The organism is Luteibacter rhizovicinus DSM 16549, assembly GCF_001887595.1.
GTDB lineage: Bacteria > Pseudomonadota > Gammaproteobacteria > Xanthomonadales > Rhodanobacteraceae > Luteibacter > Luteibacter rhizovicinus.
In genome coordinates this window covers 2,815,670-2,836,508 of sequence record NZ_CP017480.1, presented here as the reverse complement: position 1 = coordinate 2,836,508, position 20,839 = coordinate 2,815,670, and the positions used below count along the sequence as shown (strand labels likewise).

The window sequence follows — 20,839 nt, the reverse complement described above, 5'->3', positions numbered from 1 at the left end:
CCTCGGTCGCACGCGGCCGGTCGACGCGCGAGCATGCAAGCCGACATCCTTTTCCCGTTCGCCACGCCCGGCGGAACACGGAACATGGCCACCACCACCCCCGGTGGTCTGCCGTCGGTGTGGTGGACGGGTTCTTTATCGAGGCAACCTCCAGGGAGTGCTCATGGCCCTCGCCGATCCTGCGCGCCGCTTCGTCACCACGCCGGAGAACGATGGCATGGTCCGACTGGAGGGCGGCCTGTTTCGCATGGGATCGGACCGATTTTATCCCGAGGAACAGCCCGTGCACCGCGTGCGCGTGAGCTCCTTCCTGATCGATCGCACCCCGGTAACGAATGCGCAGTTCGCCCGCTTCGTGAAGGCCACGGGGTACGTCACCTTCGCCGAGATTCCGCCACGCGCCGAGGACTATCCGGGCGCTCTCGCCGACATGCTGCATCCGGGTTCGCTCGTCTTCATACAGCCGCCCGGTCCGGTACCCATGCAGATCGATCGCTGGTGGCGATTCGTGCTCGGTGCCGACTGGCGACACCCGACCGGTCCGGACAGCGATCTCGACGACCTCGACGATCATCCCGTCGTGCACGTCACCGCCGCCGACGCCGAGGCTTATGCGGCCTGGGCAGGCAAGCGCCTGCCCACCGAAGCCGAGTGGGAGTTTGCCGCGCGAGGCGGCCTCGACCAGGCGGAGTACGCCTGGGGCGATTTCCTCGAACCCGCGGGTCACTTCATGGCCAATTACTGGCAAGGTCGCTTTCCGTACGAGAACACGGCGGACGACGGCTTCGAGCGGACTTCGCCGGTCGGCTCGTATCCCGCGAACGGCTATGGTCTCGTCGACATGGTCGGCAACACCTGGGAATGGACGGCCGACTGGTACCGAGCCACCCACGCCGCCGAGGTACAAAAAGCCTGCTGCGTACCGGCCAATCCCCGCGGCGGGAGCCGGGAGCACAGCCACGACGCCCGCACCGCGGGACCCGCCATCCCAAGACGCGTCCTCAAGGGCGGGTCGCACCTGTGTGCGCTGAACTACTGCCAGCGTTATCGACCGGCGGCGCGCTACCCCCACCCCATCGATACGTCCACCAGCCATATCGGCTTTCGCTGCGTTGCCGACATCGCCCCGGAGGCTTCAGCGTGAATGCCACGCCTTTACTCAGCCTTGCGCAAGTGTTCACCCTGCTCTTCGTCGTCATGGGGCCGCCGTTGAAGACCCCGCTGGCCTACTACGCGCGCATGCAATCTTTCGACGCCGCGACACGCCGCAGCCTGGCCTTGAAGACGGCCCTCCTGGCCACGGTGGCGGTCTTGATCGGCGGCTTTCTCGGCCTTTCGTTACAGCGCAGCTGGCAGATATCGGTGCCGGCCATGCTTCTTGCCGGCGGCCTGATCTTTCTTCTCGTCTCGCTGCGCACGGTGCTGGAGCAGTACACGTCCAGTGCTGTCCCGCATCCGGTGCCCGAGGGCGCGGTGCCGGCGCATCCGTCTGCGCCCAGTGCCTTCGATCTCGCCGTGCCGATGATCGTGACGCCGTACGGTCTTGCCGGCCTCATCATCCTGCTCGCTTCCAGTCACAGCACGGAGCGCACGATGGGCGTGGTCGGCATGCTCATCCTGGTGATGGTCCTCCACCTGCTGGCGATGCTGTTTTCCGGACCGATCGTGCGGAGCATCGGGCCATTGCCCTTCAAGCTGTTCGGTACGGTGATCGGCTCGCTCACCGTGGGCCTGTCGGTGCAGATGATGATCTTCGGTTACCAGATGCTGGCCCTCACACCCGCTATCAGTGGCCCGATATCGTCACCGTGATCTTGCGCTGGTGCGCTTCGTGGCGATGCTCGTAAAGGAACACGCCCTGCCACGTACCCAGCAAGGGGCGTCCGCTGTGCACCGGGACCGACAGCGAAACACCGGTAAGTACGGCGCGCACATGCGCCGGCATGTCGTCCGGGCCTTCGTCCTGATGGCGAAACAGCGGATCGCCATCGGGCACCAGCCGCGCGAAGAAACGTTCGAGGTCGGCGACGACCGTCGGGTCGGCGTTTTCGCCGATGAGCAGCGACGCGCTGGTGTGTTGGACGAACACGTGCGCGATACCCGTCGCCACGCCGCTGGCCGCCACCGCGTCGGCGAGGCGGTCGGTGATCTCGATCAGCGACCGCCCGCGCGTGTGCACGGTGAAGGTGGTCTGAGCGATGTGCTGAACAGGCTGGGCGCGGCTCATCGCGAACTCCGGGTCAGGGATAAAGCAGGCGGCTCGTCCACTGCGTATCGTGTTCGGCGTGCACGATGCGTTCGTGCAGGCGGAACTCGGCGCCGTACCAGAACTCCACGCGATCGGGCTTGAGGATGTAGCCGCCCCAGTGCGGCGGACGCGGCACGTCACGTCCATCGAATTCCTTCTCGAAATGCGCCACGCGGTCTTCGAAGGTCTGCCGGTCCGGCAGTTCCTGGCTCTGCTTCGACGCCCACGCACCGATCTGGCTGCCGCGCTGGCGACGCACGAAATACGCATCCGACTCGGCCGCGCTGGCCTTGCTCACACGGCCTTCGAAACGCACCTGGATACCGTCACGAATCTGCTTCCAGTGGAAGCACACCGCGACCTGGTCGTGCGCGGCCATCTCGCCGGCTTTCGCGCTTTCATAGTTGGTGAAGAAACCCAGCCCGTTCTCATCGATGTGCTTGAGTAGCACGATGCGTGAATGCACGCGGCCGTCGGCATCTAGTGTGGCGAGGTTCATGGCGGTCGGTTCGCGATCGCCACTGGCCTTCGCTTCGTCGAGCAGGCCGCGGAATGTGTCGAGGATCTCGGGAGTCAGCATGGGTAGGCTATGCTTGCCGGTATGGAATCACCCGATGCTATCACGCTCGCCGAACGGGTCCTGGGGCGTTTCGCCGCGGCGATCGGGCATGCCTCGACACCGTTCATCCTGGGCGTCTCCGGCTTGCAGGGCAGCGGCAAGAGTACGCTGGCCGCGGCGCTGATCGAGGCCGCCAGGGAACGCGGCTGGTCCGCCGTCGCCCTGTCGCTGGACGATGTGTACCTGACCCGCGCCGAGCGCGAGGCGCTGGCCCGCGAGGTCCATCCGCTGCTGCGTACCCGCGGGGTTCCGGGGACCCACGATCTGGCCTTGCTCGCTTCCACCCTGGACGCGCTCGACAAGGCGGCGCCTGAGCGGCCCGTGTCCATCCCACGCTTCGACAAGGGTCAGGACGACCGCTACCCAGCGGCGCTGTGGCCCGAAGTCCCGCAACCACCCATGCTGGTGATCCTCGAAGGCTGGTGCCTGGGCCTCGAACCGCAGTCGGACGCCGACGCGATCGAGCCGATCAACGCGCTGGAGCGCGAGGACGATCCCGAAGGGATCTGGCGCCAATGGGTCAACACCAAACTCGCCGATTATCTTTCGGTCTGGCGTCGTCTCGATGCGCTCGTGCTGCTCCAGGCGCCATCGTGGGATGTCGTCACGCGATGGCGCGACGAAGCCGAGTGGCCGCTTCGCGCCCGGGGCGAGCCGCAAGCGATGGACGAAGACGAGATGGCACGCTTTCTCCAGCACTACGAACGCCTCAGCCGGCATGCGCTGGCGACGTTACCCGCGAAAGCCGACCTGGTCCTGACCCTCGACCCGAATCGAGACACCCCGCCCTTGTAGGAGCCGATTCATCGGCGATCCCGCGGCAGCGGGCCAGGTTGTGCAAGCACTCAATCGCCGATGAATCGGCTCCCACAACAGCGCGCTACAAAAGTGCGGCGTAACCCATGCGCGCATCGGGCCACCGGCACTTGAATCCTGTGGCACGCAGCCGCGCATTGGACATCCGCTTGTTGCCGATGCCAGCTGCGGGTGGACCGTCGAGCGGTGGCACGGCGCCAAGCAGGCCGGCGAGATAGTCGTAGAGTTCGTCGATCGGCAACGGCGTATCGTCGACGCCGACATAAAGTGACTCGTGCACGTCCAGCGACAGCAGGTGCGCGATCGCCGCTGCCGCATCGTCGACATGGATGCGATTGGCGAAAACGCGACGCCCGCGTGGCACGGAGACCTTGCCCTCGCGAAGCCGTTCGAGCAATTGGGTTCTGCCTGGGCCATAGAGGCCCGCCAGTCGCAAGGAAATGCCGCCGACACCACGCGATGCCAGCCAATCCTCCGCTTCGACCAGAACACGTCCGTTGAATCCGGGAGGATCGGTGGGCGTGGCTTCATCGACCCACTCGCCGGCATGCTCGCCATAGACGGCCGTCGAGGAGACGAACACCGTGCGGCTCGGTGGCGCCGGAAGCGCATCGATGAGGTAGCGCAGTCCGTCGACAAACACCGCACGGTAGGCCGCCTCGTCGCGGGCGTCGGGCGTGGGCGCAAAAACCACCGCATCGACCTGCGGCAGGCCGCGCAAGGTGTCGGGACGGGTCAGGTCACCGCGCAGCCAGCGTATCGACGGGTCCGGCGCGACCTCACGGCGACGCAGGGCGAAAACCTGCTTCCCTTGCGCCACGAGACGTCGGGCCGCACGGATACCGACATCGCCGGCGCCGGCGATCAGCACGGTCTCGTTCTTCTGCGGATAGCTTATTGCTAGCATGGGTGCGATGAATCCTTCGCCCAACCTGTTCCTGGTCGGCCCCACGGGGGCCGGCAAGACCACGATCGGACAGCGCCTCGCGGCGCACTATGGCCTGCCTTTCGTCGACCTCGACGTGGAAATCGAGGCACGCTGCGGCACGACGATCGCCGCGATCTTCGAAAACGAAGGCGAGGCGGGTTTCCGGGCGCGCGAACGCGCGCACCTGGACGAGTTTAGTCTGCGCAACGGCATCGTGCTCGCCACCGGCGCGGGCGCCGTGGTAGCCCCTGAAAACCGCGAGATCCTCATGAGCCGCGGCACCGTCTTCATGCTCGGTGTCGACGTGGAGGAACAACTCGACCGACTCCAGCACGATCGCGTGCGCCCGATGATCGCCGGCGACGACCGCCGTGGCCGGCTGGAGCACCTCGCCCACGATCGCAATCACCTCTACGAGGAAATCGCCGACCTGATCTTCCGTGGTCGGCACGAAGGCGTCGACGACGCCGCGCCCCGGGCCATTGCCCTCCTCGACCGCCACTGGAAACGCCACTGATGGAAACCGTCCACGTCGCACTTGCCGGCCGCGATTACAGCGTCTGGATCGGCCCCGGCCTGATTGCCGACAACGCGCGCTGGCGTGCCAGAATTCGCGGACGGCATGTGCTGGTGGTCAGCAACACCACGGTCGCGCCGCTCTACCTTGCCGCGCTGACAAAAGGCCTTGAAGGCCTGACCTGGTCGTCCTACCTCATCGACGACGGCGAAACCCACAAGACCTTCGCCAACGTCGGGCGTGTCCTCGAAGCCCTCGGCGAACTCGGCGCTACGCGAGACGCCTGCGTGATCGCCCTCGGTGGCGGTGTGGTCGGCGACCTCGCCGGCTTTGCCGCCGCGTGCTGGATGCGTGGGATCGACTTCATCCAGGTACCCACCACCCTGCTGGCCATGGTCGATTCGTCCGTCGGCGGCAAGACCGGCGTAAACCTGCCCGCCGGGAAGAATCTCGCCGGGGCCTTCCACCAGCCGCGCGCCGTCGTCGCGGATGTGGACGTCCTCGCCACCCTGCCCCAGCGCGAATATCGCGCCGGCCTGGCGGAAATCGTCAAAGGCGCCGCCATCGGCGATCCCGCCTTTTTCGCCTGGCTGGAAACGCATGCCGATGCCCTGGCCGCGCGCGATCCCACCATCCTGATCGAGGCGATCGCGCGCAAATGCCGCTACAAGGCAGGCGTGGTCGCGCGCGACGAAACCGAGCAGGGCGAGCGCGCCTTGCTCAACCTCGGCCACACCTTCGGTCATGCGCTGGAGACAGCGGGCAACTACAGCGAGATCCTGCATGGCGAAGGTGTCGCCATCGGCATGGTCCTGGCCGCGCGACTGTCGGAGAAGCTCGGCATGGCCGCCGCTGACGACACGCAACGCCTCACCCGGCTGCTCGAACGTCTCGGCCTGCCTACCACGCCATCGCGCGAACATGCCGCCAGTCGCCTGCTCGACCTCATGCGCCTGGACAAGAAAAACACGGCGGGGACGCTGCGCCTGATCCTCTGGCGCGGGATCGGGCATGCGGAAATCGTCTCCGGCGTGCGTGATGCGGACGTCCTGGCCGTGCTCGATTGACGCATACCGTGCGTACCCTGGAGCGACCACCTACAATGATCGGCCCTGCGCCAGCCCGGATCGTTTGATGCGGATCTACATGCAAACCATGCCCGAAGCGGTGACGGAAGCGCCCCGTTTCGTCCAGATCACGCTGGAGCAGGACCTCCTCGGCGGCTGGACCCTGTACCGCGAAAGCGGCGTGCAGGGCGGCAAGACGACACTCAAGCGTGAGGTCTACCTCGAACGCGACGCCGCGCAGGCCGCCTTCGAGAAAGCGCGCGACGCGCAGATCAAAAAAGGATTCAAAGTGATGTTCAGCCAGGGTCAGGAGTCGGCGCATGGCCGCTGACGTCCTCCGCAACGACCGTTTCCTCCGCGCACTGCGCCGCGAGCCGACCGACACCACGCCGATCTGGGTGATGCGCCAGGCGGGCCGCTACCTGCCGGAGTACCGCGCCACGCGCGGCCGTGCCGGCAGCTTCATGGGCCTGGCAACCAACCCCGAGTTCGCCTGCGAAGTGACCTTGCAGCCGCTGGTCCGGTTCGATCTGGACGCGGCCATCCTGTTTTCGGACATCCTGACGATTCCAGACGCGATGGGCCTCGGCCTGTCGTTCGCCCAGGGCGAAGGCCCGCGCTTCGAACGCCCGCTGCGCGATGCCGCGTCGATCGAAAAACTCGTCGTTCCCGACATGGATGGCGAACTGCGCTACGTGATGGACGCGGTCCGCCTGATCCGCAAGGAACTCGACGGCCGCGTCCCGCTGATCGGCTTCTCCGGCAGCCCGTGGACGCTGGCCTGCTACATGGTCGAGGGCGAAGGTTCGCGCGATTTCGCGCGGGTCAAGGCACTCGCCTGGAACGAGCCGGCACTCGCCCACCACCTGCTCGACACCGTGGCGCGTTCGGTCGCCGCCTACCTGATCGCGCAGGCGCATGCCGGCGCGCAGGCACTGATGATTTTCGACACGTGGGGCGGCCTGCTCGGCCCGGCACCCTTCAAGGCGTTCTCGCTGCACTACATGGCGCAGGTGGTCGACGCACTGAAGGCCGACCCGGTCAGCCGCGACCTGCCGGTCATCCTGTTCTCCAAGGGCGCCAGCGGCCAGCTCGAAGCCCTCGCCGACACCGGCTGCACCGGCCTGGGCGTGGACTGGACCATCGACATCGGCGAAGCCCGCCGTCGCGTCGGCGACCGTGTCGCCCTGCAGGGCAACCTCGATCCCGCCGTGCTACGCGCCTCGCCCGAGATCGTGGCACGCGAAGCCCGCGCGGTCCTGGACGACTTCGGCAACCACCCCGGTCATGTGTTCAACCTCGGCCACGGCATCACGCCCGAGGTCGATCCCGAGAACGTGAAGGTGCTGGTCGATACCGTGCACGAGCACGGCCGGGTGATTCGGAGCCGTTGAAGCGGCTTCGCGGTGGAAGCCGGGTCGTGGAAGCCGGCTCTTTGTGGGAGCCGCTTCAGCGGCGATTCGGGGCTCGCGGCAAGCACCCTGTCGCCGACAAATCGGCTCCCACGCAAGGCACCGGTCCGATTAGAACCGGTTCGGGCCCGCGATATGGCACTTACCGACTTCCGCCCGAGCTGCCATGGCCTGTGCCTGGTCATTGGCCTGCATGCGCATCTCGTAAATCGTCTGCCAGTTGCGTGCGCACAGGCTGCCCGACTTCGGGCCCATCTCGAAGGACTGCCTGGAGAGCTGCTCGGCCAGCGGGAAGTTCTGCATGCGAACAGCCACTTCGGCGCGATCCTGGATCAGCTCCGGCGCCTGCGGCGCCAGCTTCAGGGCCTGCACGAGCTTGGCGTCCGCGTCGGGATAGCGACCGGCCTGTTCATCCACCTGGGCGGACTTTTCCAGGCCCTGCACGCCGGGATCGCGCAGCGGGGCGACTTCGATCGCTGACTTTTCGCGCTCACCCGCGGCGCGGATCTGGGCGACGATGTCGTAAGCGGGCTTGCTGGGACGGGTAGCCTGCGGCGGGGCGGGCTGGCTGCACGCGGCGACGAGCGCGACGGCGGCGATGGCACAAAAGCGAAGGCGATGCATGGGTCAATCCGTAGGATTACTGGGAACGGGCGACGCCGGCTGGGCGTCACCGCCGCCGAACATACCCTTGAATTGCTGCCAGAAACAGCCCTCCTCGGCATCCGGCACGTAACCGGACACGAAGGGGAACTGCCGCGCGCCCTGGCACGACGGGTCGGTGCGCTTGCCGGTCTGCGGGTTCACCCAGGCCATCTCGAGGCCATCGCCCGGTGCGGCGGACAGCGGTCGCGTGGGCAGCTTGCGGAACAACTCCTGCCACACGCGCATGCTGCCGGTGGCGCCGTATAGCCCGGTGGGCTTGTTATCGTCGCGTCCCATCCAGACCACGGCGAGGTGTTCGCCAGTGAAGCCGGCAAACCAGCTGTCGCGCTGGCTGTCGCTGGTGCCCGTCTTGCCGGCCGCATGGAGCGAGCCCAGGGACGAATTGCCGATAGCCGCGGCGGTACCGCTGTTGACCACCTGCTGCATGGCCCACGTGGTCAGGCGCGTGGCAGCCTGGTACTCGCCCTCCCCGCCTTTCACCTCGTAGCGCTTGATCGCCTGACCCTTGTTGTCCATCACGCCACTCACCGCGATCAGCGGCAGCGCATGGCCATCGGCGGCGATGTACTCGTAGAGCTGGGCGACCTGGAACGGCGACAGATCGATCGCGCCAAGCAGGAGCGACGGACTGGGATTGACGTCCTGCAGGCCGAAGGACTCGAGGAAGGCCTTGATCCGCGGCACACCGACCTCGATGCCCAGATGCACCGTGGCGAGGTTCCAGGAATGCACCAGCGCGTCGAGCATCGGCACCTGGCCGTGGATTTCATGGTCGTCGTTCTGCGGCGTCCACGGCTTGCCGTCGGGCTGGGTCATATTGATCGGCGTGTCATCGACGATCGTAGCCAGCGACCACTTCGACGGCTGCGACCACGCGACCAGATACACCAGCGGCTTGACCAGGGAACCGATCGACCGACGGGCATCCAGCGCGCGGTTGAAGCCCTGGTCGCCCGGGTCGCGCGAGCCGACCACGGCGAGCACGCTGCCGGTGGCGACGTCGGTGACCACGGCCGCCGCCTGCGCGGCGGCACCACGCTTGCCCAGGGACTTGGCCGTGGTCAGGATGGCCTGCTCGGTGTACAGCTGGGCGGCCGGATCGAGGGTGGTGAAGATGCTCAAGCTGCCATCGCGCAGCGCGGCCTCGTCGAAGTCGGCCGTGATCTGCGAACGAACCAGCTGCATGAAGGCAGGAAAACGGTTGTGCGGTAGCTGTGCGTTGTCCGCGATGCCGAGCGGCGTGGCTTGCGCGGCCTTGGTTTGCGCATCGTCGAGCAGCCCGGTGTCGTGGAACTGCTGCAGCACGAGGTTACGCCGCGACAGGGCGCGATCCGGGTAACGCCGCGGATCGTAATAGCTCGGCCCCTTGACCAAGCCGACAAGCAGGGCGATTTCCTGCGGCTTCAGATCTTCCAGTCGACGACCGAAGAAGAACTCGCCGCCGGCGGCAAAGCCATGCACGGCCTGGCTGCCCTGCTGGCCGAGGAACACTTCGTTGACGTAGGCCTCGAGGATGCGGCCCTTCGAGTAATGCGCCTCCATCAACACCGAGAGGATCGCCTCGTTCACCTTGCGCATCATGTTCTGGCTGCGGTCGAGGAACAGGTTGCGCACCAGCTGCTGGGTCAGCGTCGAACCGCCCTGCACGGCATGGCCGGCGCGCAGGTTCGCCAGCGAGGCGCGCGCGATCGCGGAGAAGTCGATGCCGATGTGATGATTGAAGTCGCGATCCTCCACGGCCTGCAAGCCCTGCACGAGCAGCGGCGGCACGTTTTCGAGGCGGACGATGCGACGTTCTTCCTGTTGCGCGCCGTAAAGCGTGGCGATGCGCGCGGGATCCAGGTGGATGGCCTTGATCGGCTTGTCGTTCGTGTCGTCGACGATCGCGCCCACCTGGCCGTTAGCCAGGCTGACACGTAGGCGATGCGGCAGCTCGCCGCCGTCCGGACCCGAATAGCCGCGCGACGCGATGAGGAAGCGCGAGCCGTTCTTCGCATAGCTGCCCTGCACCTTGCCAGCGCCGTCGGTGGTGTAACCGGCGAAGGTGAGTTCCAGCTCCAGGGTGGCCGGGGTCATGGCACGGCCCGGTTCCAGCGGTAGCGGTCGCGCGTAGACGCGCGTCGGCACCGCGAACACCAGGTCGTTGAACCGATCCTGCAGGCGGGCATTGAGGATCAGCGTGTAGGGCAGAAGGAAGCCAAACACGAGGCCCATGACGAGCCAGAAGGGAATGCGCAGCCAGGGCCAGCTGGCACGCAGGATGGAGCCAAGACGATTCAGGAAAGCCAACGCGGGGAAGTCCTGCGGAGAGAGACGAAGCCGGATGATAGGGGCAGCGCCCCGGCGCCCATCTGAACGAATGCTGGCAAAGCGGTGACCTGCGGCGTCAGGAGCCCGCCTGCCAGGTCTCGGGCTGGGGTGAGAAGGCGCGCGGATGGATGTCCAGAGTCGCTTCCAGAGCCCGATTGTCGGCGATCAGGTCGCTATCGAGTCGGTGGATGGGGCCGCGCATGGCCGGCGATACAGCGGAAGCCACGTTCAGGATAAACCGGGGAACCGGCAATGGCAGGGTCGCCGAACCGGCGGAACGGCGTGCCCGGCGGAACATCTCGGCGGCGCTGAAGCGTTCGCCGCCCCCGATCGAGAACGTCTGGTTACGCCCTGCCGGCCGTGTCAGGGCCGCGACGATCGCGGCGGCGATATCGTCGGCGTGCACAGGCTGACGCTGCCCCCGTCCCGCCGGCAGCGGGAACACGCGGCGGCGCAAGGCGTTCTGGACCATCGGCGTGAGGCTCTTGTCCAGGCCAGCCCCATAGACGAGGGTTGGGCGGAAAATGGTCCACGGCATGCCGCGCGACGCGCAGGTGGTACTGAGCTCGGTCTCGGCGTCGCGCAGGATGCGCGACAACTCCCGCTCGGCGGGGTCCGTCGAGTCGCGCTTGGTCTCCGCGCTCATCGACGAGGTCGCCACGATGTGCGGCGTGCCCGGCAGGCGCGTGAGCGCCAGCCATGGCGACAACCCGTTCAGCGGACCCAGGCAGACGACCGCCTTCAGCGGCGGCAGCGAGGGCATGCCACCCGGGAGGTGGCCGACGATCCAATCGGGATGACTATCGTGAGGCTGCCGGCTCAGGGCGAGCACGTCCTCGCCGGCGGCGGCCAGGCGAGGCAGGAGAAAATGACCGATCTGGCTGGTGGCGCCGATGACGAGAATCCGCATGCGTTCGCTCATCGTCCTGTCGCGATGCGCTCGTAAGCGCCCTGCAGGCGCGGGTCGTCCGGCGTGTAATGGCGTGCCCGGTCCAGCGCCTGGAACGCCCCCTGGCGATCGCCTTGCGAGGAGCGCTGGAGGGCGCTGTCGATCCAGGCGCTGCCCAGACGGTGACGCATCTCGCCCTGCGACGCATCGCCCGGAGCAAGGTCCGACAGCGTGGCGTAGAGGTCCTCGGCACGTTTGACGTTGCCATTGGCGACGGCCTGTTGCATCAGCTTCTCGACCTGACCGGGCAAACCCTGCAAGCCGGCACGGGCAGCCGGGTCGTTACCATCGATGGCGAGCGCGTTGCGATACAAATCGTAGGCGCTGTCGCCCGGCGGATCCATGATGTCGCCGCGCGTGGCGGCGGCCTGCGCCCGACCGACCAGCGCGGTGACTTTCGCCTTCTGTTCCGGGCTGACGGCAAGCGACGCCTCGGCCGTGTCGCCGTTGCGTAGCGTCGCGACCGCATCGGACGATGGGCCAAGCCTGGCGCCCTTCGCGTCCCCGCCACCGATACGCGCACGCGCAGCGGCGAGCTCGGCGGATTTCGGCGCCAGCTTCGCGGCCTGATCGAGCAGGCGCGAGGCCTGGGCATCGTCTTCGCTGTCGAGCGCGGCGTTGGCCTGCACGATGAGGGCCTGGGCAACCTGTCCGAGGCCCGCCTTTGCATCCGCGTTATCGGGGTCGGCGGCCAGCACGGCCTGGAAGCGGGCGAGCGCATTGTCGTCGCCGTCACCGGTGAACTGGCCGGCGCGCATGGCGTCATTACCTTGCTGGACGAGGGCCGTGATGGCCTGGTCGTCCTGTTTCCGGTTTTCCGCCAGCGAGGCGCGCAGCGACGGCAGGTCGCCATAACCCGGCACGAGGATGGCGATGCGATCGACCAGCGCATTCGCCTTGGCCCTGTCGTTGCTGGCCATGGCCTGACGGGCCTGGGCGGCGAGTGCGTCGCCGACCTTGTCCAGGCCGCGGGCGGCCACGGTGTTCGATTTGTCCGCGTCGAGCACACGGCGATAAAGGGCACCGGCACCGTCGTCGCCATCGAACTTGCCGGCGGCGAACGCTTCCTGGGCCTGATCGATGAGGGACGCGGTATGCCCTTGCGGGTTGCGTGCCTGCGAGAGGCGAGCGCTCAGCTGCTCGACATCGTTGCCGCCACCGAGCAACTCCCTTGCCACGCCGAGCGCGGCATCGGCCTCGTCGAGCCGACCGGCGTTGAGCGCCTGGTCGGCGCGGGCGATCTCGGCCTGCCCGACGCGACGAAGACCATCACGCGCCTGGTCACTGTCCGGTTGCTGGTCGCGTGCTTTTTCGAACAGCTCGCGGGCGCTGTCGCCCTGCGCGCCGTCGAGCTTGCCGGCGTCCAGTGCCTGGTTGGCCTGGGTGAGCACGTCGTTGAGTTCGGTGCTGGGAACAAGATTGCGCAGGCGATCCTGCTGCAGCCACAGGCCGGTGACGGCGCCGATCAGCACCAATACCAGCACGGGAATCAGCCAGCCACGCTTGCGTGCACGGCGCGGAGGCGGCGTCGGCCCACCCGTCCGGCGGCGTGGCTCGTCGACGACGAAGTGAGGCAAGCCGTCGTCGACCGGCGGTGCCGGCTTGTCCAGGTCGTCGAGCCGACCCAGGGTCGGTTCGGTTCGTCCGCGTGGTTCGTGGTCGTTCGAGTCTCGGCGTCCGCTCATCGGTCAGGCATCTTCCCTAGGAGCGCAGCAGCTTAACATCGGGGTGTGAACGGCCGTTCAAAGCTCGACGCGGATGCGGCTGGCCGCGCGCTTGGCCTTGTCGAGCGCCTCTTCCACGGTCGCGCCGCGGGCCAGGGTCACGGCCATGCGGCGGCGACCCCGCACTTCCGGCTTACCGAAGATGCGCAACATCGTGCCCGTCTCGGCCAGGGCCTCCGCGACGCCGTGGTACATCGGGGCCGCGCCCTCGCCTTCGACGAGGACGGCACAGGAGGCGGCTGGTGCGAACGCGTGGATTTCGGGCACGGGCAGGCCAAGGATGGCCCGCGCGTGCAGGGCGAATTCGGAAAGGTCCTGCGAGATCAGGGTGACCAGACCGGTGTCGTGGGGGCGCGGACTGACCTCGGAGAAGATGACGTCATCGCCACGCACGAAGAATTCGACACCGAACACGCCCCAGCCGCCCAGGGCGGCCGTGATCGCGTCGGCCTGGCGCTCGGCGGAAGCGCGCGCCTCCTCGCTCATCGGCTGCGGCTGCCATGATTCGCGATAGTCGCCTTCTTCCTGGCGGTGGCCGATGGGCGCGCAGAACGACACGCCATCGCGATGACGTACGGTGAGCAAGGTGATTTCGTAGTCGAAGTCGATGAAGCCTTCGACGATGACGCGACCGCGACCGGCGCGGCCGCCGGACTGCGCGTATTCCCACGCCGCGTCCGCATCGCCCGGCTGACGCACGACGCTCTGCCCCTTGCCCGACGAGCTCATCACGGGTTTGACCACGCACGGCGTGCCGAGCTCGGCAATGGCGGTAAGAAACGCCTCGTGCGTGTCACAGAACCGGTAAGGCGAGGTCGGCAGGCCGAGCGTTTCCGCGGCAAGGCGGCGGATGCCCTCGCGATCCATGGTCAGCCACGCGGCCTTGGCGGTGGGGATGACCCTGAGGCCCTCCTTCTCCATCTCGATGAGGGTCTGCGTGTGGATGGCCTCGATCTCGGGAACGACCAGGTGCGGCTGCTCCTCTTCGATCAGCTTGCGCAGGGCGGCACCATCCAGCATGTCGATGACGTGGCTGCGGTGGGCAACCTGCATGGCCGGCGCGTTCGGGTACCGGTCCACCGCGATCACCTCGACGGCGAAGCGCTGCAGTTCGATGGCGACTTCTTTGCCGAGCTCACCGGACCCCAGCAGAAGCACCTTCAGGGCGTTAGGGGAATGCGGGGTGCCGAAGCTGGTCATGGGGTGGGTCCGGAGGGAATTCGAAGCCCCTATTCTACCGGGCCGGGACACGACCAATGGGGGACTTGACTCCAGCCACGAAAGTGCTGTTATGAAGCTGTCCCCAACAATCCGGAAGTACGATCATGAGACGTCGTCTTGCCGCCGTCGCCGTACTGTTGTGTCTGACCGCCACCTCGGCCCTGGCGGATCAGCGCTGGATGACCGTTCTCCTCGACGGCCGCAAGGTCGGCAGCCTGCAGATCGACCGCGACGCGACGGGCGACAAGGTGACCACGACCCAGGTGCTCAACTTCCGTCTCACCCGTGTGCACACGCCGATCCTGCTCCAGACCCGGATCCAGACCCTGGAGTCCGCGCTGGGTGCCCCGCTCGCGTTCTACGCCACGACCAACATGTCCTCGCAGCAGAACCTGGTGCAGGGCGAGGTCCGTGACGATGGGGCTTTCCAGGTGGCCAATACGGTGGGCGGCCAGTCGAAGGTCAATCTGCTGATCTGGCCTACCGGGGCGTCACTGGCCGAAGGACAGCGCCTGTCCATGGTGGCCCATGGGTTCCGACAGGGCACGACGTACCAGATCCGCAACTTCGATGCCGTCAAGCAACAGGTGGCCACCGTCGATGTGCTCGTCATCGGTGATGAAGTGATCGAAATGCCCGATGGCAACCGCGAGACCCTGCATCACCTGCGACAGTCACTGGTGGGCTTCACGGGCGATCGCAGCGTCGATATCTGGGTCGACAACCAGGGTTACATTCGCCGCGGCATCTCGCCGATGCTCGGCTTTCGCCTGGAAATGGCCGCATGCAGCGAGGCCTGCGCGAAGGCGCCCGACCAGGACGTCGACCTGCTCCGCGCGGCCATGATCCAGTCGCCGCGCCCGATGGTCATGGCGCTGCGTGCTGCGCCTGTGCGCTACACGATCACGGTACGAGGCAACTTCCCGCAGCCCTTCGTTGAAACCGACGAGCAACATGTCACCGCGATCGGCGATGGTGTCTACACGATCGACGTCGGCTTCGGCCATATGACGAGCGACGAGGCGGCGCCCTCCCCCGAAGACATCGCACCCAATGCATGGGTGCAATCGGATTCACCGCAGATCCGTGCGTTCGCAAAACAGATCGTCGGCGACGCGACCAGCGATCTCCAGCGCATGCGCCGACTTCGCTCCTACATCTCGGATTACATCTCACGGAAAGGACTCGATGTCGGTTACGCATCAGCCCTGGAAACCATGGAAAGCCGGAACGGTGACTGCACTGAACACGCCGTCCTGCTGACAGCCCTGGCGCGGGCCGTCGGCATCCCGGCGCGCGTGGTCACCGGCATCGTCTATGTCGAGCGCATGGGCGGTGCGTCGCGCGTCTTCATTCCCCATGCCTGGACGCAGGCCTTCATCAACGGACGCTGGATCAGCTTCGATTCGGCGCAGCGCCGGTTCGACTCGACCCACATCGCGCTGGGCGTCGGCAATGGTGACCCTTGGCGCTTCTTTGCTGCGATGAGCACCCTGGGTCACATCACCATCAATCGCGCGATCGCCGCGTCGAACCTGATGGACATGCCCGTGCCCTCCGGGATGACGGCCAGCTCCAACGGCGGCAAGGGATCCGACTGATCGTGTGCGAGCCGCTTCAGCGGCGATGCTACGGAGCGGGCGCCACCCGTAACGACATCGCCGCAGCGATCCACCCACCGATAAATGCCACGCCGCCCACTGGCGTCACCAGTCCCACCAGCCGCGGCGCACCCACGGCCAACGCATAGAGGCTGCCCGAAAACAGCACGATGCCCAGCGAGAACAGAGCGATCGCCACCGACCGGGCCCGGCCGGACGGCAGCCCGATCACCGCGACGAACAACGCCAGCGCGTGCCAGAAGTGGTATTCCACCCCGGTGTGCCAGATACCCAGGCCGTGCTCGTCCACCACGCCATGCAGTGCGTGCGCACCGAACGCGCCGAGCGCCACCGCGGAGGCGCCGGCGATGCCGGCGAGAAGGGCTTGCGCGCCGCTGACATGTTGTCGCATCCGGATCGTTCCAGGTGAAGGAGGTGCCTGTAGGCCGGCACGGGTGGCGTATCCTTTGCGGGATATGTCGCGGAGTGTCGCATGAAGCCCTTGTTCTCCCGCCGGGTCCTGTGGGCCTTGCTGATCCTGATCGCCCTCGTCGGCGTGAGCGCTTGCCAGCGCCAGCCGCAACCCGAGTGGCGGCTGACCGATGTGTCCGGCCACCTGCCCGACCTCGACTTCCGGCTGACCGATGACAACGGCAAGGCCGTGACCGGGGCCGACTTCAAGGGCAAGGTCACCCTCATGTACTTCGGCTACACGCATTGCCCGGATGTCTGCCCGTTGACACTGACCCAGTTGCACGTGGTCCTGGATCGTCTTGGCCCGCCGGCCGACAAGGTCCGCATCCTGTTCGTCAGCGTCGATCCCAAGCGCGACACGCCGGAGATCATGCACGCCTACGTCAACGCCTTCGACAAGCGCGCCGTCGGCCTGGTCGGTTCGGACGCCGACGTCGAAGCGCTGGCCAAGCGCTATCGTTCCGCCTTCACCCGCGAACCGGACCGTGGCAATGGTGCCTACGACGTGAGCCACAGCTCGGCCATCTATTTCTTCGATGCCGAGGGCAAGGCCCGCCTGCTGGCCACGCCTTCCGCATCACAGGACGACATGGTGCACGACCTGCACCTCCTCACTTCACTGGGAGCCCAACCGTGACTTTCCGATCGCTCGCCATCGCCGTGATGCTCGTTGCCGGCGCCGCACAAGCCGCGGACGCACCTTCGGTCAAGGCCAGCGATGGCTGGCTGCGTGTCCTGCCGGGAAGCTTGCCCGCGGGCGGCTACGTGAGCTTCGAGAACCTGTCCGATCGCGCGGTGTCGATCGTCGGTGCGTCGTCGCCGGACTATGCCGAGGCCATGGTCCATCGCAGCAGCACCGACGGTGGCATGGGACGCATGGAAATGGTCGACAGCGTGCCGCTGCCGCCGAAGGGCAAGCTGGCCTTCTCGCCGGGCGGCTACCACGTGATGCTGATGGAGGCGAAACACCCGGTGAAGCCGGGCGACAAGATCGTCGTGACCTTTGCGCTGTCCGATGGCGGGAAGCTTCCCGTCACCTTGCTGGCGCGCCCCGCCAATGCGTCCGGCCCGACCGACTAAGTCGCGCGGGCTCTTTGTAGGAGCCGATTCATCGGCGATTGGGTGCTTGCCGCACCCTTCCCCGCTGCCGCGGGGTCGCCGCTGAAGCGGCTCCCACAGAAGCGGTGGCGCTACCGGGTAATGAATTCGCTCGGCGCGTCGTGCGCGCCGAGATCTTCGCGGTACAGCTCGTTGACCTCGGCCGAGTCCGGGCCATCGTGCAGCCACACTTCGAACCGGTCGATCGCCGCTGCCTCGCCGTAGACGACCACCTCGACGCTGCCATCCAGCAGGTTACGGGCGTGGCCGGTGAGTTTGAGTGCCGTCGCCTTCTCGCGTGCCGAGGCACGGAAGAACACGCCCTGCACCTTTCCCCTGACGATGAAGCGAGCGGCTTTCATCTCATTTCCCCTTGCTGATGGCCTCGCCGAGGCTCTGCTCGGTCACGGGGCCGACGAATCGCTTGGCCACCGTGCCGTCCGGTGCGATCAGGTACGTCGTCGGCAGGCCCTTCGGCGCCTCGAACGCTTTCGGCGGATCCATGACGTCGACCTGGGCAATCGGGTACACGACGGGGTGCTTGGCGACGAAGGCACGGATGTCCTTCGCATCGGTATCTTCGAAGGCGAGGCCGATCGCCGTGACGTTCTTGTGGTTCTTCACGAACGCCGAGATATCCGGCATTTCCTTGATGCACGGCACACACCAGGTAGCCCAGTAGTTAACCACCACCCATTTGCCATGCTGCGCGGCGAGATCGAACGGCTTGCCGTCCAGGGTGGTGACTTTCAGATCGGGCGTGGCGGCCGCGACAGCGACCGCGGGACCCGTGAGTACGAGCGCGGCGAGAGCGACGGCGAGAAAGCGGCGAATCATGCGGGAGAGTCCTCGATGGAAACACTGACGACAGCGGGGGGAAAGAGCTGGTCGAGCCGCGCACCCAGCGTCGCGTCCAGCGCGGCGGCAAGGTGATCGAGCAGCACGAGCAGCTCGGTGGGGAGATAGATGCCGAGGCGTTCCACCTGCTCGCGCGGATGCAGCGGCAGGCGATACGACGTGCAACGGTACACGCGAAGCAGCTCGGTGCAATCCAGGCTGCGGGTGAGCAGCCAGCCACCGGCTTCGCCGCGCTGGATCATGTCCGCGCGCTGGAGATCGTCGAAGTAGCAGGTGATCGCGCTCGACGGCAGGTACGGGGCACGGACGCGAACCGTGGCGGGATCCACGCTATCACCGGCGCGCTGCGCCTCGACGAAATGCTGCAGCACCACCAGCAAGCCGATGAACTCCGCCCCTTCGGGCAAGGCTTCCTGCGGCATGGTGTATTCGAACGCGGAAATCGAGGCGGCGATCGACGCACCGAGGATCACGATGATCCAGGAGAGGTAGATCCACAGCAGGAAAATGGGGATCGCCGCGAGCGCGCCGTAGATTTCTTCGTACGTCGGCGCGTTACGGATGAACAGCGTGAAGCCCCAGCGCGCGATCTCGAACAGGATCGCGCCCAGCAGCGCACCGATGCCGGCGTGCCGCCAGTCGACCCGGCGGTTGGGCACCATGGTGTACATCAGCACCAGGGTGACGAAGGTGATGACGAACGGCAGGAAATTGAGCAGACGGCTCTGCGTGGCGATCTGGTCCGCGGCCGCATGCAGCATCGGGAACGCGGTGATGTACGAGGTGAGCACCAGGCTGCCGACGACGAGGATGGGTCCGAGGGTGAGTGCCGCCCAGTAGAGCAAAAGACGCGACGTCCACCCTCGCGGCTTGCGCACCCGCCAGATGCGGTTCATGCGGTCTTCAATGCTGATCATCATCGACACCGCGCTGAACAGCATGACCAGGATGGAGATGCCGGTCAGCTGGCTGGCCTTGTCGGCGAAGGCCAGCATGTACTCCTGGATCTTGATGCCCGTGGCCGGCACGAAGTTCTGGAACGCATAGTTGGCCAGGCTGCCGCGCCACTCGGCGAACACCGGGAACGCCGAGAGAATGGCGAACACGGCAACGGTCAGCGGCACGAGCGAGACGAGCGTCGTGTACGACAGCGCACCGGCCGTCTCGAAGCATTTATCGTCGACGAAGCGCAGCCACGTGAAGCGGGTGAAGCTCAGGGCGCGGTCGCGGTCGAAGCGAAGCGGCGGCATGTCTGTCCTTAATCCTGTCCCGAAACATTGGGAACGTGTGGCAGTTCTGCGAGACTAGCGCCTTCGCACAGGCGCCCATCCATGTCCCACGACGTCCTCGTACTCTACTACAGCCGTAGCGGCCACACGGCCCAGCTCGCACGCCTCATTGCCCGCGGGATCGAGGAAGTACCGGGCATGCGGGCACGCCTGCGCCAGGTGCCGCCGGTGGCGCCGGTGACCGAAATCGCCATGCCGCCCGAGCCGGACGAGGGTGCTCCTTACGTATCCCGCGCCGATCTGCTCGAGTGCGTGGGTGTGGCCATGGGCAGCCCCACGCGTTTCGGCAACATGGCCGCGCCGTTGAAGTATTTTCTCGATACCACCGGTGCGGAATGGGCCTCCGGCGCGCTGGCCGGCAAGCCAGCCGCCCTGTTCACCTCGACCAGCACGATGCACGGTGGCCAGGAAGCCACCTTGCTGTCGATGGCCCTGCCCTTGCTCCACCATGGCATGCTGATCGTCGGCATTCCGTACACCGAGCCCGCGCTGACCAGCACGACCAGCGGCGGCACGCCCTATGGCGCCAGTCACGTGGCCGGCGGTCGCGGGGACAACACCATCAGCGAGCACGAGCGGGAGCTCGCCCGCGCGCTGGGACGTCGACTGGCCGACGTGGCGCGGCGGCTGGCGACGCCCGCATGAGCGTGCCCCTCACTGGCACGCAAAAGACCGGGCTGTGGGCATGGGGCGGCCTCTTCCTGCTCCAGGTGCTGTGGTACTCGCTGTATCCGCCGGTATCGATCCCGACCTGGGTCGCCTTCGCGATCACCGTACCGCCACTGCTCCTGCCCCTGCTATCGCTGCCGCGGGTGACACGCGCCCTGCTCTGGGTCGGCGTGCTGGCGCTGTTCTATTTCTGCCATGGCGTCACCGAGACGTGGAGTGGCGGGCCCGACCGCTGGCTCGGTGTGATCGAGCTCGTGCTGACCCTGCTGCTCATCGGCACGCTCGGCGTGGGTGTTCGCCGGCGGCGCTAGTCGATGGACTCTGCAAAGTCATCGGTGCACGCTAGGCCCGCTGACCGACGGAGAGGATGCCA

24 protein-coding genes are annotated in these 20,839 nt (G+C 66.7%); 12 read left to right on the top strand and 12 right to left on the bottom strand.

Translation table 11 applies throughout. The annotated features are described in order from the left end of the window. Positions 1-163: 163 nt before the first annotated feature. Positions 164-1,144, top strand: a complete 981-nt coding sequence (locus BJI69_RS12875; RefSeq protein ID WP_125903043.1) for a formylglycine-generating enzyme family protein — start codon at positions 164-166, stop codon at positions 1,142-1,144. After that, positions 1,141-1,812 (top strand): MarC family protein, encoded by a 672-nt coding sequence (locus BJI69_RS12870; protein ID WP_046966369.1) that lies wholly within the window; start codon positions 1,141-1,143, stop codon positions 1,810-1,812. The genes BJI69_RS12875 and BJI69_RS12870 overlap by 4 nt, the downstream gene beginning before the upstream one ends. On the opposite strand, the gene BJI69_RS12865 is transcribed toward BJI69_RS12870, so the two are convergent. Together BJI69_RS12865 and pdxH are read right to left on the bottom strand one after the other, a co-directional pair. Further along, on the bottom strand, positions 1,787-2,227 hold the full coding sequence (locus tag BJI69_RS12865; RefSeq protein WP_046966368.1) for a secondary thiamine-phosphate synthase enzyme YjbQ: 441 nt from the start codon (positions 2,225-2,227) through the stop codon (positions 1,787-1,789). The two genes, BJI69_RS12870 and BJI69_RS12865, sit on opposite strands and share 26 nt — an antisense overlap. 13 nt (positions 2,228-2,240) lie before the next feature. Then, entirely contained in the window at positions 2,241-2,828 is a 588-nt protein-coding gene (pdxH, locus tag BJI69_RS12860) for a pyridoxamine 5'-phosphate oxidase (protein WP_046966367.1), read from the bottom strand. Positions 2,829-2,849: 21 nt separating this feature from the next. Between pdxH and BJI69_RS12855 the strand changes: the two genes are divergently transcribed. Next, positions 2,850-3,662 carry a kinase gene (locus BJI69_RS12855; RefSeq protein WP_046966451.1) on the top strand — a complete coding sequence of 271 codons (813 nt, stop codon included), beginning with the start codon at positions 2,850-2,852 and terminating at the stop codon, positions 3,660-3,662. Positions 3,663-3,747: 85 nt separating this feature from the next. Here the strand turns inward: BJI69_RS12855 and BJI69_RS12850 are convergent, their stop codons facing one another. Continuing rightward, the gene (locus tag BJI69_RS12850) at positions 3,748-4,590 is read right to left on the bottom strand and encodes an NAD-dependent epimerase/dehydratase family protein (RefSeq protein WP_046966366.1); all 843 of its coding nucleotides are present in this window, start codon (positions 4,588-4,590) and stop codon (positions 3,748-3,750) included. A gap of 7 nt (positions 4,591-4,597) precedes the next feature. Here BJI69_RS12850 and BJI69_RS12845 point away from each other — a divergent pair, with 7 nt between their 5' ends. The 4 genes from BJI69_RS12845 (at position 4,598) to hemE (ending at position 7,589) form a co-directional block, all read left to right on the top strand. Then, positions 4,598-5,128 carry a shikimate kinase gene (locus BJI69_RS12845; RefSeq protein ID WP_046966450.1) on the top strand — a complete coding sequence of 177 codons (531 nt, stop codon included), beginning with the start codon at positions 4,598-4,600 and terminating at the stop codon, positions 5,126-5,128. Next, positions 5,128-6,195: a 3-dehydroquinate synthase gene (gene aroB / locus BJI69_RS12840; RefSeq protein ID WP_046966365.1), complete on the top strand. Its 1,068-nt coding sequence runs from the start codon at positions 5,128-5,130 to the stop codon at positions 6,193-6,195. The genes BJI69_RS12845 and aroB overlap by 1 nt, the downstream gene beginning before the upstream one ends. A 67-nt stretch (positions 6,196-6,262) precedes the next feature. Next, positions 6,263-6,526: a WGR domain-containing protein gene (locus BJI69_RS12835; protein WP_046966364.1), complete on the top strand. Its 264-nt coding sequence runs from the start codon at positions 6,263-6,265 to the stop codon at positions 6,524-6,526. Next, complete coding sequence (hemE, locus tag BJI69_RS12830) at positions 6,516-7,589, top strand: uroporphyrinogen decarboxylase (protein WP_046966363.1); 1,074 nt, start codon at positions 6,516-6,518, stop codon at positions 7,587-7,589. The genes BJI69_RS12835 and hemE overlap by 11 nt, the downstream gene beginning before the upstream one ends. Positions 7,590-7,718: 129 nt before the next feature. On the opposite strand, the gene BJI69_RS12825 is transcribed toward hemE, so the two are convergent. The 5 genes from BJI69_RS12825 to purT all read right to left on the bottom strand — a co-directional run bounded on the left by BJI69_RS12825 (position 7,719) and on the right by purT (position 14,456). Continuing rightward, positions 7,719-8,231, bottom strand: a complete 513-nt coding sequence (locus BJI69_RS12825; RefSeq protein WP_046966362.1) for a tetratricopeptide repeat protein — start codon at positions 8,229-8,231, stop codon at positions 7,719-7,721. A gap of 3 nt (positions 8,232-8,234) precedes the next feature. Further along, positions 8,235-10,562 (bottom strand): penicillin-binding protein 1B, encoded by a 2,328-nt coding sequence (gene mrcB / locus BJI69_RS12820; protein WP_046966361.1) that lies wholly within the window; start codon positions 10,560-10,562, stop codon positions 8,235-8,237. 97 nt (positions 10,563-10,659) lie between these two features. Beyond that, positions 10,660-11,505: an SDR family oxidoreductase gene (locus tag BJI69_RS12815; protein ID WP_244465203.1), complete on the bottom strand. Its 846-nt coding sequence runs from the start codon at positions 11,503-11,505 to the stop codon at positions 10,660-10,662. Further along, entirely contained in the window at positions 11,502-13,217 is a 1,716-nt protein-coding gene (locus tag BJI69_RS12810) for a hypothetical protein (protein ID WP_046966360.1), read from the bottom strand. Before BJI69_RS12810 ends, BJI69_RS12815 begins: the two co-directional genes overlap by 4 nt. 57 nt (positions 13,218-13,274) lie before the next feature. Next, entirely contained in the window at positions 13,275-14,456 is a 1,182-nt protein-coding gene (purT, locus tag BJI69_RS12805; RefSeq protein ID WP_046966359.1) for a formate-dependent phosphoribosylglycinamide formyltransferase, read from the bottom strand. A 125-nt stretch (positions 14,457-14,581) separates the two neighbouring features. Here purT and BJI69_RS12800 point away from each other — a divergent pair, with 125 nt between their 5' ends. Further along, positions 14,582-16,078 carry a transglutaminase-like domain-containing protein gene (locus BJI69_RS12800; protein ID WP_046966358.1) on the top strand — a complete coding sequence of 499 codons (1,497 nt, stop codon included), beginning with the start codon at positions 14,582-14,584 and terminating at the stop codon, positions 16,076-16,078. A gap of 28 nt (positions 16,079-16,106) precedes the next feature. Here BJI69_RS12800 and BJI69_RS12795 read toward each other — a convergent pair whose 3' ends face one another. Then, positions 16,107-16,490, bottom strand: coding sequence for a DUF423 domain-containing protein (locus tag BJI69_RS12795; RefSeq protein WP_046966357.1), 384 nt, complete (start codon positions 16,488-16,490; stop codon positions 16,107-16,109). 81 nt (positions 16,491-16,571) lie between these two features. Here BJI69_RS12795 and BJI69_RS12790 point away from each other — a divergent pair, with 81 nt between their 5' ends. Together BJI69_RS12790 and BJI69_RS12785 are read left to right on the top strand one after the other, a co-directional pair. Beyond that, positions 16,572-17,189 (top strand): SCO family protein, encoded by a 618-nt coding sequence (locus tag BJI69_RS12790; protein ID WP_046966356.1) that lies wholly within the window; start codon positions 16,572-16,574, stop codon positions 17,187-17,189. After that, positions 17,186-17,632, top strand: coding sequence for a copper chaperone PCu(A)C (locus BJI69_RS12785; protein ID WP_244465202.1), 447 nt, complete (start codon positions 17,186-17,188; stop codon positions 17,630-17,632). Before BJI69_RS12790 ends, BJI69_RS12785 begins: the two co-directional genes overlap by 4 nt. A gap of 110 nt (positions 17,633-17,742) precedes the next feature. Here the strand turns inward: BJI69_RS12785 and BJI69_RS12780 are convergent, their stop codons facing one another. From BJI69_RS12780 to BJI69_RS12770, 3 genes are read right to left on the bottom strand one after another with little or no spacing between them, the layout of a single operon-like run. Next, complete coding sequence (locus BJI69_RS12780) at positions 17,743-18,012, bottom strand: acylphosphatase (RefSeq protein WP_046966355.1); 270 nt, start codon at positions 18,010-18,012, stop codon at positions 17,743-17,745. Between the two features lies 1 nt (position 18,013). Continuing rightward, positions 18,014-18,487, bottom strand: a complete 474-nt coding sequence (locus tag BJI69_RS12775; RefSeq protein ID WP_052767037.1) for a TlpA family protein disulfide reductase — start codon at positions 18,485-18,487, stop codon at positions 18,014-18,016. Then, the gene (locus BJI69_RS12770) at positions 18,484-19,758 is read right to left on the bottom strand and encodes a YihY family inner membrane protein (protein WP_046966354.1); all 1,275 of its coding nucleotides are present in this window, start codon (positions 19,756-19,758) and stop codon (positions 18,484-18,486) included. Before BJI69_RS12770 ends, BJI69_RS12775 begins: the two co-directional genes overlap by 4 nt. Before the next feature lie 81 nt (positions 19,759-19,839). On the opposite strand from BJI69_RS12770, the gene wrbA reads away from it, so the two are divergent. After that, on the top strand, positions 19,840-20,442 hold the full coding sequence (wrbA, locus tag BJI69_RS12765) for an NAD(P)H:quinone oxidoreductase (RefSeq protein WP_046966353.1): 603 nt from the start codon (positions 19,840-19,842) through the stop codon (positions 20,440-20,442). Next, complete coding sequence (locus BJI69_RS12760) at positions 20,439-20,777, top strand: DUF2069 domain-containing protein (protein WP_046966352.1); 339 nt, start codon at positions 20,439-20,441, stop codon at positions 20,775-20,777. Before wrbA ends, BJI69_RS12760 begins: the two co-directional genes overlap by 4 nt. Positions 20,778-20,839 lie beyond the last annotated feature (62 nt).

Excerpts from the sequence above, each read along its gene's own strand:
- BJI69_RS12770 (WP_046966354.1), bottom strand. The coding sequence starts at position 19,758 with ATGCCGCCGCTTCGCTTCGACCGCGACCGCGCCCTGAGCTTCACCCGC.
- pdxH (WP_046966367.1), bottom strand. The coding sequence starts at position 2,828 with ATGCTGACTCCCGAGATCCTCGACACATTCCGCGGCCTGCTCGACGAA.
- wrbA (WP_046966353.1), top strand. The coding sequence starts at position 19,840 with ATGTCCCACGACGTCCTCGTACTCTACTACAGCCGTAGCGGCCACACG.
- BJI69_RS12875 (WP_125903043.1), top strand. The coding sequence starts at position 164 with ATGGCCCTCGCCGATCCTGCGCGCCGCTTCGTCACCACGCCGGAGAAC.
- BJI69_RS12825 (WP_046966362.1), bottom strand. The coding sequence starts at position 8,231 with ATGCATCGCCTTCGCTTTTGTGCCATCGCCGCCGTCGCGCTCGTCGCC.
- BJI69_RS12835 (WP_046966364.1), top strand. The coding sequence starts at position 6,263 with ATGCGGATCTACATGCAAACCATGCCCGAAGCGGTGACGGAAGCGCCC.
- BJI69_RS12845 (WP_046966450.1), top strand. The coding sequence starts at position 4,598 with ATGAATCCTTCGCCCAACCTGTTCCTGGTCGGCCCCACGGGGGCCGGC.
- BJI69_RS12780 (WP_046966355.1), bottom strand. The coding sequence starts at position 18,012 with ATGAAAGCCGCTCGCTTCATCGTCAGGGGAAAGGTGCAGGGCGTGTTC.
- aroB (WP_046966365.1), top strand. The coding sequence starts at position 5,128 with ATGGAAACCGTCCACGTCGCACTTGCCGGCCGCGATTACAGCGTCTGG.
- BJI69_RS12800 (WP_046966358.1), top strand. The coding sequence starts at position 14,582 with ATGAGACGTCGTCTTGCCGCCGTCGCCGTACTGTTGTGTCTGACCGCC.
- BJI69_RS12855 (WP_046966451.1), top strand. The coding sequence starts at position 2,850 with ATGGAATCACCCGATGCTATCACGCTCGCCGAACGGGTCCTGGGGCGT.
- hemE (WP_046966363.1), top strand. The coding sequence starts at position 6,516 with ATGGCCGCTGACGTCCTCCGCAACGACCGTTTCCTCCGCGCACTGCGC.
- purT (WP_046966359.1), bottom strand. The coding sequence starts at position 14,456 with ATGACCAGCTTCGGCACCCCGCATTCCCCTAACGCCCTGAAGGTGCTT.
- BJI69_RS12760 (WP_046966352.1), top strand. The coding sequence starts at position 20,439 with ATGAGCGTGCCCCTCACTGGCACGCAAAAGACCGGGCTGTGGGCATGG.
- BJI69_RS12815 (WP_244465203.1), bottom strand. The coding sequence starts at position 11,505 with ATGAGCGAACGCATGCGGATTCTCGTCATCGGCGCCACCAGCCAGATC.
- BJI69_RS12795 (WP_046966357.1), bottom strand. The coding sequence starts at position 16,490 with ATGCGACAACATGTCAGCGGCGCGCAAGCCCTTCTCGCCGGCATCGCC.
- BJI69_RS12850 (WP_046966366.1), bottom strand. The coding sequence starts at position 4,590 with ATGCTAGCAATAAGCTATCCGCAGAAGAACGAGACCGTGCTGATCGCC.
- BJI69_RS12865 (WP_046966368.1), bottom strand. The coding sequence starts at position 2,227 with ATGAGCCGCGCCCAGCCTGTTCAGCACATCGCTCAGACCACCTTCACC.
- BJI69_RS12810 (WP_046966360.1), bottom strand. The coding sequence starts at position 13,217 with ATGAGCGGACGCCGAGACTCGAACGACCACGAACCACGCGGACGAACC.
- BJI69_RS12790 (WP_046966356.1), top strand. The coding sequence starts at position 16,572 with ATGAAGCCCTTGTTCTCCCGCCGGGTCCTGTGGGCCTTGCTGATCCTG.
- BJI69_RS12775 (WP_052767037.1), bottom strand. The coding sequence starts at position 18,487 with ATGATTCGCCGCTTTCTCGCCGTCGCTCTCGCCGCGCTCGTACTCACG.